Annotated in this window: 10 protein-coding genes; 7 read left to right on the top strand and 3 right to left on the bottom strand. The window is 62.4% G+C overall.

Annotation, left to right across the window (positions count from 1 at the left end; all coding sequences use genetic code 11):
- Positions 1-2 precede the first annotated feature (2 nt).
- The 3 genes from L7A20_RS10275 to L7A20_RS10265 all read left to right on the top strand — a co-directional run bounded on the left by L7A20_RS10275 (position 3) and on the right by L7A20_RS10265 (position 2915).
- Positions 3-659 (top strand): TetR/AcrR family transcriptional regulator, encoded by a 657-nt coding sequence (locus L7A20_RS10275; RefSeq protein WP_237223440.1) that lies wholly within the window; start codon positions 3-5, stop codon positions 657-659.
- A gap of 138 nt (positions 660-797) precedes the next feature.
- Entirely contained in the window at positions 798-1025 is a 228-nt protein-coding gene (locus tag L7A20_RS10270; protein ID WP_237185793.1) for a DUF3107 domain-containing protein, read from the top strand.
- Positions 1026-1295: 270 nt separating this feature from the next.
- Positions 1296-2915: a DEAD/DEAH box helicase gene (locus tag L7A20_RS10265; protein WP_237223439.1), complete on the top strand. Its 1620-nt coding sequence runs from the start codon at positions 1296-1298 to the stop codon at positions 2913-2915.
- A gap of 225 nt (positions 2916-3140) precedes the next feature.
- Here L7A20_RS10265 and L7A20_RS10260 read toward each other — a convergent pair whose 3' ends face one another.
- Positions 3141-4574 (bottom strand): GuaB1 family IMP dehydrogenase-related protein, encoded by a 1434-nt coding sequence (locus L7A20_RS10260; protein ID WP_237223436.1) that lies wholly within the window; start codon positions 4572-4574, stop codon positions 3141-3143.
- A 280-nt stretch (positions 4575-4854) separates the two neighbouring features.
- Between L7A20_RS10260 and L7A20_RS10255 the strand changes: the two genes are divergently transcribed.
- Positions 4855-6540 (top strand): glycoside hydrolase family 13 protein, encoded by a 1686-nt coding sequence (locus tag L7A20_RS10255; protein WP_237223434.1) that lies wholly within the window; start codon positions 4855-4857, stop codon positions 6538-6540.
- Between the two features lie 135 nt (positions 6541-6675).
- Here the strand turns inward: L7A20_RS10255 and L7A20_RS10250 are convergent, their stop codons facing one another.
- A complete protein-coding gene (locus L7A20_RS10250; protein ID WP_237223433.1) occupies positions 6676-7497 on the bottom strand; it encodes a PHP domain-containing protein in 822 nt (273 codons plus the stop codon).
- Positions 7498-7617: 120 nt separating this feature from the next.
- On the opposite strand from L7A20_RS10250, the gene L7A20_RS10245 reads away from it, so the two are divergent.
- Positions 7618-9168 carry an aminopeptidase P family protein gene (locus L7A20_RS10245; protein WP_237223431.1) on the top strand — a complete coding sequence of 517 codons (1551 nt, stop codon included), beginning with the start codon at positions 7618-7620 and terminating at the stop codon, positions 9166-9168.
- A 253-nt stretch (positions 9169-9421) separates the two neighbouring features.
- On the opposite strand, the gene L7A20_RS10240 is transcribed toward L7A20_RS10245, so the two are convergent.
- Positions 9422-10507, bottom strand: coding sequence for a general stress protein (locus L7A20_RS10240; protein ID WP_237223429.1), 1086 nt, complete (start codon positions 10505-10507; stop codon positions 9422-9424).
- Between the two features lie 138 nt (positions 10508-10645).
- Between L7A20_RS10240 and L7A20_RS10235 the strand changes: the two genes are divergently transcribed.
- Positions 10646-11953 (top strand): magnesium transporter MgtE N-terminal domain-containing protein, encoded by a 1308-nt coding sequence (locus L7A20_RS10235; protein ID WP_237194479.1) that lies wholly within the window; start codon positions 10646-10648, stop codon positions 11951-11953.
- Positions 11946-12644 carry a DUF1003 domain-containing protein gene (locus L7A20_RS10230; RefSeq protein ID WP_237204596.1) on the top strand — a complete coding sequence of 233 codons (699 nt, stop codon included), beginning with the start codon at positions 11946-11948 and terminating at the stop codon, positions 12642-12644. Before L7A20_RS10235 ends, L7A20_RS10230 begins: the two co-directional genes overlap by 8 nt.
- Positions 12645-12648 lie beyond the last annotated feature (4 nt).

Below are 12648 nucleotides of genomic sequence, written 5' to 3'. Positions count from 1 at the left end.
CGATGTCCACCTCCATATTTTCAGCTGACTCCGACCCCGGCGACCCCATCGACCCGTCCGGGGCCTCCCGCCTCCCTAAAGACCTACGCCGCCAGCAGCTTATCGGCAACGCCGTGCGAGTTTTTGCCTCCCAGGGCTACCACGCCACCACCATGGATCACATCGCTGCTGCCTCTAATGTGACCAAGCCCGTGCTCTACCAGCACTTCACGGGCAAACGCGACCTCTACCTGGCCGTGCTCGATGAGCAAATCAATAACCTTATGACCCAGCTGGTGCAGCCCCTCTACACCACCAAGGTCAACCGCGAACGAGTGCAGGGCGTCATTGGCGCCTTCTTCAGCTTTGCCCGCAATAATGTGGCAGGCTACCGCGTCATTTTTGAATCCGATATTCAGAACGACTACGCGGTGCAAGAACGCACTGAGACCATGCACATCACCATCGCCAAGCGAATCGCCGAGGTACTAGCGCCCAATGCGGGCATGCCCTTTGAAGAGGCCCTGATGACGGCCCGCATGCTCACCGGCATGGTGCAGGCAGCTGCCCACATGGTCATCGGCACCGACGCCTCACCCCAGCAGCTTGCAATGGCTGAGCGTGCGGTCTTCCGGCTGGCCTGGGGCGGTATCTCGATCATCGATGAAGATTGGGAGTAACTCTCTCCCCCCGCCGTTGCAGCCTTTTCTCCCCTGTCAGCTCAGACCGAAACCCCGCACCTTTCCTGCCCCTACTCACGTAAACTGGTGGGCAGAGACCCCCTGCAGTCAGGTAGGGAACCGTCGAAAGGAAACCTCATGGAAATCAAGATTGGCGTTATCAACGTGCCCAGCCAGGTCGTCATCGACACCGACGAAACCGCCTCAGACGTCCGCGCCAAGGTCGCTGCGGCTCTTGAACAGGGCGGCATCCTGGAACTGACCGATTCTAAGGGCTCCACCACCCTGGTTCCGGCCGCTAACATCGGCTATGTCGAGCTGGGCGCTGAAACCAAGCACCGTATCGGCTTCGGTATCGGCCAGTAACACCGGGCTTACTCAGCCAGAGGGGCCCGGGAGTTTGACGCAAAACTCCCGGGCCCCTCTTACATTTACGGCACTTGGCGGTAGAATAAAGAAGTTATTTGGTTGCCCGGTCGTACCATCCGTATAGACTCACCTGCCTTTAGCTCTCCCGCCCAACGCTCTGCAAGCGTCCGCCCGGCGGTTGATAGAGCTTCTTTGTTGCATGAAAACCCACGATCGGCTTCCTCGTTTGCCCCGGGCCGGGGCCTCACTCTATAAGGAACACGATTCGTGACTAACCCTGATACCACTAAAACTTTCGCCGACTACGGCGTGCGCCAAGACATTGCAGATGCCCTAGCCGAGAAGGGCATCGTCTCCCCCTTCCCCATTCAGGCTCTGACCCTGCCGGTGGCCCTATCTGGCCAGGACATCATCGGTCAGGCTAAGACCGGTACCGGTAAGACCCTGGGCTTTGGTCTGCCCGCCTTGCAGAGCGTTGCTGTCCCGGGTTCGGACGCTTTCAACCAGCTTCCCGCCCCGGGCGCGCCCCAGGCCCTGATTATCGTCCCCACCCGTGAACTGGCTATCCAGGTGGGCGATGACCTCTCTGTTGCTGCCTCAAAGACCGGCGTGCGAGTAGCGACCCTCTACGGCGGCCGCCCCTACGACACCCAGGTCAAAGAACTGGAAAAGGGCGTTGAGCTGATCGTGGGCACCCCGGGTCGCCTGATTGACCTGCACCGCCAGAAGTACCTCAACCTCACCCAGATCAAGATTGTGGTGCTCGACGAGGCCGACGAAATGCTTGACCTGGGCTTCTTGCCCGATGTGGAGCGTATTCTCTCAGCCGTCCCCGAGGTGCGCCAGACCATGCTCTTCTCGGCAACCATGCCCGGGCCCGTCCTGACCATGGCCCGCCGCTACATGAGCCGCCCCATGCACATCCGCGCCGAATCCGGCGAAGAAGAGACCATGACCAAGGCCTCGATTCGCCAGGTCATTTACCGGGCCCACCCCCTCGATAAGGACGAGCTGGTCGGCCGTATTCTGCGCGCCGAGGGCCGGGGCCGCACCGTCATTTTCACCAAGACCAAGCGCTCCGCTGCCAAGCTCTCTGATGAGCTGACCGCCCGAGGTTTTGCGGCCGGCGCTATTCACGGCGACCTCAACCAGGGTGCCCGCGAGCAGGCCCTGCGGGCCTTCCGCAACGGCAAGATTGACATTCTGGTTGCAACCGATGTGGCAGCCCGCGGTATTGACGTTGAGGACGTCACCCACGTCATCAACTACCAGTGTCCCGAGGACGAGAAGACCTACCTGCACCGTGTGGGCCGCACTGGCCGCGCGGAGAAGGAAGGCACCGCCGTCACCCTGGTGGACTGGGAGGACGTACCCCGCTGGAAGCTGATCAACAAGGCCCTGGAGCTGGGCGTAGATGAGCCTGTTGAAACCTACTCTTCTTCCCCCCACCTCTTCACTGACCTGGGTATTGCCAAGGGAACCAAGGGCCGTCTGCCTAAGGAGGAGCGCACCGCAGCGGGTCTGCAGGCTGAAGAGGCTGAGGACTTTGGTGGCGCACCTGCTCGTGAGAAGCGCCAGGGGCGCGGTGGCCGCGGGGATCGTCGCGGACGGTCGGGCTCCCGTTCTCCGCGCCGCGAGGGCTCACGCTCTGGCGGTGAGGGCCGGGGGCAGAAGCGCGATGATCAGCGTGGCGGTCAGAGCGGGGAGGCTGATTCTAAGCCGCGCCGTCGCCGTACCCGCCGGGTTGAGGGTGAAGCCGGGCAGGAGCGTCCGGCCCGCCGCCAGCGCCAGCAGAAGCCTGCTGAAGCGGCTGAAGGCGGCCAGCAGGGTGAAGGCCAGCGCCGCCGTCGCCGCCGCACCCGCCGGGTAGAGGGCAGCGACAGCTAACCCCTAGGTACCATTTAAATCAGAAATGACCAGCAACTAGCTGGTCATTTCTGATTTAAATGGTACTCACAAGAGCTTATTCGTTTATGAAGGTGAAGCATGCTCGCAGCGAAGCTGCTGGCTCGGCGGCTGGCGTGAATCGCCCTTGTGAGCGAAGCGAACCATGCGAGAGGGTCGGCAGCGAGCGTGAGCATGCGGAACCGCCAGCGAACAAGTCACCCTACCCTAGCGGGTAGCGCGGGCCTGGCCCTCTGCGTAGCCAGCGGCCGACTGAATACCCACAACAGCTCGCTCGGCGAACTCCTCGATGGAGGCAGCACCGGCGTAAGTGAAGGATGAGCGGACGCCCGAGATAATCGAGTCGATCTGATCTTCTACGCCGCCGCGCCCCTCGGGCAGGTAGATTCGGGCTGATGAGATGCCCTCTTCGAACATTTCACGGCGGGCCTTTTCAAAGGCTTCGGTCTTGGAGTTGCGGTTGATGACCGCGCGGCGGGAGGCCATGCCGAAGGATTCCTTGTAGAGGCGACCGTCGGCGTCCTGCAGTACGTCGCCGGGTGACTCGTAGGTGCCCGCGAACCAGGAACCGACCATGACGTTGGAGGCACCGGCGGCCAGGGCCAGGGCGACGTCGCGGGGGTCCTTGATACCGCCGTCCGCCCAGACGTGTACGCCCAGCTTCTTGGCTTCGGCGGCGCATTCCAGTACGGCGGAGAACTGGGGTCGGCCCACGCCGGTCTGCATGCGGGTGGTGCACATGGCGCCGGGGCCAACGCCGACCTTGATGATGTCGGCTCCTGCTTCTGCCAGGTCGCGGACGCCCGCGGCGGTGACCACGTTGCCGGCGGCTACGGGGATGGAGGGGTTGAGGGCTTTGACCTTCTTGAGGGCCTCGATCATGGTTTCCTGGTGGCCGTGGGCGGTGTCGACTACGAGCACATCGGCACCAGCCTCGATCAGGGCGGCGGCGCGACCTGCTACATCGCCGTTGATGCCAATCGCAACGCCGATGCGGAGCTTGCCATTGGCGTCGGTGGCAGGTTCGTAGAGGCTGGCGCGCAGGGCGGCCGAGCGAGTCAGCACGCCGACCAGCTTGCCGTCAGCATCCACAACGGGGGCAACCTTGCGGGACTTCTCGTGCAGAATATCGAAGGCTTCACGCGGGGTGACGGTGTCGGGCAGGGTGAGCAGTTCGGTACTCATCAGGTCTTGTACCTGGTCAAAGTTGTCTGCCCCGCGCAGATCCTTGGGGGTAATGACGCCGATGGGGGCTTCGCCGTCCACAACGATAGCGGCCCCGTGGGCGCGCTTGGGCAGCAGGTGGCGCACGTAGCCTGCGGTGTGGTGGGGCTTGACGGTGATGGGGGTGTCGAAAATCAGGTGGGAGTTTTTGACCCGCTTGATGGTTTCAGCGACGATATCGGTGGGAACGTCCTGGGGAATGATGGCGATGCCACCGCGGCGGGCAACGGTTTCGGCCATACGACGTCCAGAAACAGCGGTCATATTAGCGACAACCAGGGGGATGGTGGTGCCGGTTCCGTCGGCGGTGGAGAGGTCTACGCCCATGCGGGAACCTACCGCGGAGCGGGAGGGAACCATGAACACGTCGTTGTAGGTCAGGTCGGTGGTGGGAGTCATATCGTTAAGAAAGCGCATGCTTCCCACTCTAAAAGATGAGCGGCTTCTGGGCACAACATTTCGCCAAGAGCTGATTTTTGCACAGTCTTAGCCTATTTTAAAAAGTTATTAGGTCTACCCTACCCCGATTTTTTATTCGGCGCAACCCTCTACACCTGTTTTCTTAGTCTTGTCGCGCCAGCTTTGGGCAATTTTTCCGTCTAGCTTCTTCTCATCCCTGTGCGCGGACGCCGGGGCGTAGGCTGGTAGGCAGGGGCAGGTGCCCCGCCCTACAGTTTCTTCCGTGAAAGGTTCAACGATGAGCGATTCAAACCTCTTGGTTCCGGCAGCCGATGACCCCACCTGGTGGCGTCAGGCCGTGGTCTACCAGATTTACCCCCGGTCCTTTGCGGACGCCGACGGCAACGGAATCGGTGATCTCAAGGGCATCACTGCCAAGGTTCCCTACCTCAAGCAGCTGGGGGTCGATGCTGTCTGGCTCTCCCCCTTCTACCCCTCAGCCCTGGCCGACGGCGGCTACGATGTCGATGACTTCCGCGATGTTGACCCGAAAATTGGCACCCTGGCTGACTTCGATGAGATGGCAAGCGCCCTGCATGCAGCAGGCCTGAAGCTCATTGTTGATGTGGTGCCCAACCACACTTCCAACCTGCATGTCTGGTTCCAGGAGGCCCTGGCGTCCGCACCGGGGTCGGCGGCGCGTGACCGCTATATCTTCCGTGACGGTCTGGGTGAGAAGGGCGAGCTGCCCCCGGCTGACTGGACCTCTATCTTCGGCGGCCCCGCTTGGGAGCCGGTGGGCGACGGCCAGTGGTACCTGCACAACTTCGCTGTAGAGCAGCCCGACCTCAACTGGCATAACCCCGAGGTCCATGAAGACTTCAAAGAAACTTTCCGTTTCTGGGCAGATCGCGGTGTCGATGGCTTCCGCATTGACGTGGCCCACGGTATCGCCAAGGACCTGCCAGAGGTTCTACCGAGCCAGGCAGAACTCGACGCTCTGCCCAAGGACGGCACCCACCCCATGTGGGACCGCGACGATGTGCACGAGATTTATAAGGAATGGCGGGCCGTTTTCAACGAATACACCCCGCCCCGCACCGCCGTGGCAGAAGCCTGGGTGGAGCGCGACCGTCGCCCCGCCTACGCGTCCGCCCAGGGCCTGGGCCAGGCCTTCAACTTTGACCTGCTCACCGCCCGCTTCGAAGCGGGCGAGTTCCAAAAGATTGTGGCAGAGAACCTGGAACTCTCAGCCGAATCCGGCTCGTCGAGCACCTGGGTGCTGTCGAACCACGATGTGGTGCGCCACCCCACCCGCTACGGCCTGCCCTTCGTGGAGGGTAAGACCAACGAGAAGGTAGGCCACGAGTGGCTACTGGCTGGCGGCCCGGCCGAGGAACTTGACCGGGAACTGGGTTCAGCCCGCGCCCGCGCCGCTACCCTCTTCGAGCTAGCCCTACCCGGGTCGGCCTACCTCTACCAGGGTGAAGAGCTGGGCCTGCACGAGGTCGCCGAGATTCCCGACGCAGACCGCCAGGACCCCACCTTCTTCAACTCCCCCGGTGTCAACGTCGGGCGCGACGGCTGCCGTGTACCCCTGCCCTGGGAGGCGGACGGCCCCTCCTTCGGCTTTGGTTCGACGGCGCCGCACCTGCCCCAGCCGGTCTGGTTCGCCGACTACGCTGTAGCCGTTGAGGACGAGCAGGAAGACTCCACTCTCAACCTCTACCGGGCAGCCCTGGCAGCCCGCCGTCAGCTCCAGGGCGCCGAGGAACTGACCTGGCTCGCCACCGATTCGGCTGACCTACTGGCCTTTGAGCGCCCCGGCGGCTGGGTCAACCTGACCAACTTCAGCACCGAGCCCGCACCCCTACCAGCTAACCTGGCTGACGCCGAGTTCGTTCTGGGCTCTGCCCCCGGTGCCGCGGACGCCTTCGCTGCAGGTTCCGTACCCGGGTCAGCTACGCTCTGGCTTAGGAAGTAGCCGAAGAACTAGGGGGTAGGGCAGGTACATCGCCCGGCGGCTGGCGCGGGGCTGGCGTGAATCATAGCGAGCGCCCCGGCGCGAGCTATGAGAGGGTCGCCGCCGGGGATGTATCTGCCCTGCCCTATAACCCGGCTATCTAGCCAACTCACGAATCCTCTCAACTGTCTTACCGGGCGTGGTGTTCTCGCCCAGACGGTTAGGTTTGCCTGCACCGTGGTAGTCGGATGATCCTGTGACGAGAAGGTCGTGTTTGGCTGCGGTTTCGAGCAGCCAGGCGCGGCCTTCTTCGGGGTTGTCGCGGTGGTAGACCTCAAAGCCGGCGAGCCCTGCCTCGATCATGGCGTAGATGGTTTCGTTGCTGGCGAGTTTTCCGCGGGCGGACGCCTTAGGGTGGGCCATGACCGGAACACCCCCTGCCGCACGTACCAGTTCAACAGCCTTCACCGGGTCCACGGCGTAGTGGGGTACGTAGTATTTTGAGCGGGTGGTCAGAATGGTTTCGAAGGCTTCTGACCTGTTGGCAACAGCACCAAGGGCTACCAGGGCGTCGGCGATGTGGGGGCGGCCTACGGTAGCGCCCTCGTGCACCTGGTCCTGGACGGTCTCCCAGGTAATCGGGTAGTCTTCGGCGAGTCTTTCGACCATACGCTGGGCGCGGCCTACGCGGGAGTCTCGGGCTCTGCTGATTTCGGCCAGGAGGGCAGGGTCTGCCGGGTCGTGCAGGTAGGAGAGCAGGTGGATGCTCACCCCCTGAGCCGAACACGAGATTTCCATGCCGGGCAGGAAGTCTAGCCCCAGGCGTCCGGCTGTCTGTTCAGCCTCTGCCCAGCCAGCGGTAGTGTCGTGGTCGGTCAGGGCGAAGCCGGTAAGCCCGGCGGCGGCTACGTCGGCGACCAGCTCGGCTACCGGCTGGGTGCCATCAGAAATGCGGGAGTGGGTGTGCAGGTCATACATAGCACCAGCCTACCTGCGGTGGCCCGTCCGTAACAGGTAGCACCCATTAGCCGCCCTTAAGTATCGGTGCCACTATCTTCAGCTAGACGCGCCGTTACCCTGCTCACTAGACTGGTAGGCATGACTACTAGCGATAACACCCCCACCCCTGGCGACGACCAGCCCATCGAAGAGCGCGTCACCAACCGCGCTGCTGCCCCCAAGTCCAGTGCTTTTACTGACTTTATGGCAGCCAACTGGGCACCGGCGTCCGACGAGCTCCCGGCCCGCGCCCGTGTAGCCGCCTTTGCAGCTGAGCGCCGCGCCAAGATTTCTGCGCTCTTCCCCGGCGAGCGCCTGGTTCTGCCCGCTGGCCCCCTCAAGGTGCGATCAAATGACACCGACTACCGCTTCCGCCCCCACTCAGCCTTTGCCCACCAGACCGGCCTGGGTCTAGATCATGAGCCCGATGCTGTGCTGGTCTTTGAGCCCGTTGAAGAAGGCCAGGGCGATAACGGGTCGAACCACGAGGTTACCCTCTACTTCCGTCCCCTGGCAGGCCGCGATACCGAGATGTTCTACCGCGACCCCCGCTACGGTGAGTTCTGGATTGGCCCCCGCCCCACCCTCGAATCGCTGGGTGCCGAGTACGGTCTGCGTACCAAGGACCTGGGTGAGCTTGAGGTAGCTATCACCAAGAACGCCGGCCCCGAGGCCCTGGGCGGCGTGCGTATCCGTCTGGTGCGCAACGTTGACCTGAATGTCGATGCCCTGGTCGATACCTCCCGCTACAACACCTCTGTTGATCTAGAAGAGTCAGATAAGCTCGACGCTGCTTTGACCGAGGCCCTGTCTGAGGCCCGTCTGGTCAAGGACGCCCTCGAGGTGGAGAACCTGCGCCGCTCGGTTGACCTGACCATCGACGGTTTTGCTGAGGTCGTCAAGGCCCTGCCCGCAGCTATTGCCCACCGCCGCGGCGAGCGCGTGGTCGAGACCGCCTTCTTCGCTAAGGCCCGTGTTGAGGGTAACGACCTGGGCTACGACACCATCGCAGCCTGCGGTAACAACGCCACTATCCTGCACTGGATCCGCAATAACGGCACCGTCGATGAGGGTAAGCTGCTGCTGCTCGACGCCGGCGTTGAAGACGACACCCTCTACACCGCGGACGTCACCCGCACCTTCCCGGTCAACGGCAAGTTCTCCGAGATTCAGGCTAAGGCCTACAACATCGTGCTCGAAGCTGCCGACGCCGCCTTTAAGGTTGCGGTGCCGGGTAAGAAGTTCCACGAGGTTCACGACGCTGCCATGCAGGTTCTGGCTACCCGCCTGCACGAGTGGGGCCTGCTGCCCGTCTCTGCTGAGGTTTCCCTGTCGGCTGAGGGCGGCCAGCACCGCCGCTGGATGCCCCACGGCACCAGCCACCACCTGGGCCTCGATGTGCACGACTGCGCCCAGGCCAAGAACGAGCTCTACATGGAGGGCATCATCGAGCCCGGCATGGTCTTCACTATTGAGCCCGGTCTTTACTTCAAGGAAGAAGATCTCGCTATCCCCGAGGAGCTGCGCGGCATCGGTATCCGTATCGAGGACGACGTGCTGGTCACCGAGGACGGCAACGAGAACCTTTCTGCCGCCCTGCCCCGCACCGTTGAGGGTATCGAAGCCTGGATGGCGGAGAACTCCCGCTAAGTAAGGTGCTATGGGGCTTGTTCATAGGAGTCGGTGAAGCAGGCTCGCAGCGAAGCTGCTGGCTCGGGGCTGGCGTGAATCGCTTGTGAGCGCTAGCGAACCAGCGAGAGGGTCGGCAGCGAGCGCGAGCCTGCGTAACCCCTGATGAGCTAGCCTCTCAACTGCAGAACGAAACCCCGCCTGCTCTCTTCCAGAGCGGCGGGGTTTTCGTTGCGGTTTTCAGTGAGCGTGTAGTGCCAGAACCAGGTTGCTTTTACTGGGCGTCCTTCTGCGGTGTCTGCTCGGCCTCTGCTGTTTCGGGGGCCTTGCGGATGGTTGCCTCAAATTCTTCGGGGGACTCCACGCGCAGGCCGTAGCGCTGCTCCCCCTTTTCTGCGCGGATCGCTTCGATACGCTCGTTGGTGGCAGGGGGCTCGGGGGCCTTACGGATCATCTGCTCGAATTCTTCGGGGGACTCCACGCGCAGACCGAACTTACCGGCGGCCTTCGAGCCGTCGCGGTTGGTTTCAGCGGGAGGGGTGAAGACGGGGGCGGACGGACGCTGCTCGGCTGCCGGTGCCTCATCCTGCTTCTGGTCGGCCGGGTTAAATCCAGGCAGGAAGGGTTCGGGAGCCTGCTCTTGCTTGGGAGAGGGGGCTGAGGGGTCAAACCATTGGGGGGCCTGCTGGTTACTCTGCGCCTGCTGACCGTTCTGTACCTGCTGGCCGCTCGGGGCTCCCTGGGGCTGCTGGGCCGAGTAGCCCTGGGGGTTGGCCTGGCTCATGCCGGGGTGTACGTAGGGACTTGAGGTCTGCCCGTTCTGGGCAAAGGGGTGGGTGCCGGGGCCGTGCACGCCGCTGTGGGTGCCACCGAGCTGGACGGTTACGCGCAGCAGATGGCGGGCTGCCTGGGCGGTGGCAGGAATAGCCATCAGGTCAAAGCGCTGGGGCAGCATCTGGGTGCGGGTACGGATTCCGCGGCCCTTGGTGCGGGAGGCAACGATAATTGCGTAAATCATGCAGAAGGCAATAGCCAGGGGCACAATGCTCAGGAAGTTGGCCAGAATCGAGGTCTGGGTGATCACGGCGTTGAAGAGGGCGACCAGGGCACCGAGGCTCAGGCCCTGGAAGACGCCGCTGAGGGCCGCCCGCGGGTAGGTGGCCTGACCGGTAATGTAATCAACCTGCTGCACGTCCCGACCCACTACGTAGAGGGAGTGCACGGGGAACTTCTGGCTGGCAAGAAATTCGATAGCCTTGTTGACCTCTTTACGGTCGGTAAAGGTAGCTACCAGCTCGCCGGGAGGTAGGTGGGTGCCGTCTGCCATGGCCAGTGCGGGAGGTGCTTTGAGTTGATCCATGCCCCTATTTTTTCGCAAAGTGCAGGGAGTTTGCTGGGAGCACGCCGGTGTATCGCCACAGGTGAACTAAGCAGGGTGATTCTCATTGTGCTGGCAACCGGTGGCAGCTCTGGGCTGGGGCGAGTACCCTTGATAACTGTGAGTAGCGTACCGAACAAGATTTTTATCGCCCGCCTTCTGGGCCTTGATGTTTTTGACCCCCACGGCGACCGCCTGGGCCGTCTGCGCGATGTAGTGGTGCTGAAAAGCGGTTTCACCCAGTTCAACGCAGTGGGGTCTTTGGCCAAACTCAAGGAGCCCGTTGTGGTGGGTATCGTCATCGAGATTCTGGGGAAGAAGCGCATCTTCGTGCCCATGACTCGCGTGACCAGTATCGACTCCACCCAGGTGATTCTGACCGGTCTGGTGAACCTGCGCCGCTTTGAGCAGCGCGGTTCTGAGGCTCTGGTGGTCGGTGAGCTCTTTGACCGCAAGGTACAGCTACGTGACGGGTCGGGCAGAGCTCAGATTGAGGACGTTGCGATGGAGCAGCGCCGCAACGGCGACTGGTTTATTTCTGAGCTCTTTATTTCGCGCGGCCACACCAGCCTGATGCGCCGCCGCAAGGAAACCCTAATTGTGGACTGGGACGAGGTTATTCTCTCCACAGATTTTGAGCCGCAGGCTGCAACCGCCTTTGTGGCAAGCCACGAAGACTCCAACCCCGCTGACCTGGCAGACGCTATTCACGAGATGCCCGATAAGCGCATGGTTGAGGTGGCCCAGGAGCTCCAGGACGAACGCCTAGCGGACGTGCTGCAGGAGCTCCCCGAAGAAGACCAGGTGCAGATTCTGTCCCACCTTGAGGTGGAGCGAGCGGTCAACGTTCTGGAAGAGATGGAGCCGGACGATGCCGCCGACCTTCTGGGTGAGCTCTCAGACACCCAGCGTGAAGAGCTGCTGACACTGATGGACCCCGAAGATTCGGACGACGTGCGCCGCCTGCTCGAATACGAGGAGGGTACCGCTGGTTCGCTCATGAACCCGGTGCCGATCATTCTTTCGCCCGAAGCGACCGTAGCTGAGGCGCTGGCCCATATCCGCCAGGAAGAAATCTCCCCTGCCATGGCAGCGGCGGTGGTGGTCACGCGTCCGCCCCTTGAAACCCCTACCGGCAAGTACCTGGGCATTGTGCACATGCAGCGGCTGCTGCGCCACTCCCCCAGCGAGCAGGTGGGCAACATTATCGACACCTCCATTGAGCCGGTTACCGACGCTGCCAGCATCGAAGAAGTAACCCGCGTGCTGGCGACCTATGACCTGACCATCATCCCGGTGGTCAACGACCACGACCGCCTGGTTGGGGCGGTCACCGTGGATGACGTGCTCGATGAGATGCTGCCCGACGACTGGCGCACCTATGACGATGGAACCCCAATTCGAAAGGTAGGCCGCCGCTTTGAGTGATGCACGCGAGCGCAACGATTCAGCGCAGACTCTCGGGACCCCGCAGCAGAAGAAGCGGCGGCCTCTCTTTCAGCTGAGCCCTAACCCCGATGCTTTCGGTCAAATGACCGAAAAAATTGCGCGTTTTATGGGTACTCCGCAGTTTTTGCTGTGGATGACGATTTTCTGTGCCCTCTGGTTGGGTTGGAATACGTTGGCGCCTGAGGAGCTTCAGTTTGACCCCCGTGCGCTGAACTTTACTCTGCTCACGCTGATGCTCTCTTTGCAGGCTTCGTATGCGGCTCCCCTGCTGCTGCTGGCGCAGAATCGGCAGGACGACCGCGACCGCGTGGTTGCCCGCCAGGACAGGCAGCGCGACCAGCGTAACCTCGAGGAGACCGAGTATCTGACCCGTGAGATTGCGTCCCTACGTATTACCCTGCGAGAGGTTGCCACCCGTGACTTTGTGCGCGGCGAGATGCGCGACATTATGGAAGAGCTCGCTGAGGTGCAGCGTCGCCAGGAGGAGCTCTTTGCCCGCGCTGAGGCCCTGGCGGCTAAGGCGAATGAGCTTGAGGCACCCGAAGAAACTAAGCCCTTCGATCCCAATGCCGCCCAGCCTGTGACCAGCGCCTTTGATGTGCTGAGCGATGACCACCCGAAAATGCGTAAGAAGAAGAAGGTAAAGGACATCGACCGCTCGTTTGAGTAGGCGA

Origin of the sequence: Rothia nasimurium (assembly GCF_928381415.1) — a bacterium.
GTDB lineage: Bacteria > Actinomycetota > Actinomycetes > Actinomycetales > Micrococcaceae > Rothia > Rothia nasimurium_H.
This window is presented reverse-complemented; position numbering and strand designations above follow the sequence as displayed.

Bases quoted from the DNA above. Each gene is read 5' to 3' on its own strand.
- L7A20_RS10255 (WP_237223434.1), top strand. From the start codon at position 4,855: ATGAGCGATTCAAACCTCTTGGTTCCGGCAGCCGATGACCCCACCTGG.
- L7A20_RS10275 (WP_237223440.1), top strand. From the start codon at position 3: ATGTCCACCTCCATATTTTCAGCTGACTCCGACCCCGGCGACCCCATC.
- L7A20_RS10250 (WP_237223433.1), bottom strand. From the start codon at position 7,497: ATGTATGACCTGCACACCCACTCCCGCATTTCTGATGGCACCCAGCCG.
- L7A20_RS10270 (WP_237185793.1), top strand. From the start codon at position 798: ATGGAAATCAAGATTGGCGTTATCAACGTGCCCAGCCAGGTCGTCATC.
- L7A20_RS10260 (WP_237223436.1), bottom strand. From the start codon at position 4,574: ATGCGCTTTCTTAACGATATGACTCCCACCACCGACCTGACCTACAAC.
- L7A20_RS10245 (WP_237223431.1), top strand. From the start codon at position 7,618: ATGACTACTAGCGATAACACCCCCACCCCTGGCGACGACCAGCCCATC.
- L7A20_RS10240 (WP_237223429.1), bottom strand. From the start codon at position 10,507: ATGGATCAACTCAAAGCACCTCCCGCACTGGCCATGGCAGACGGCACC.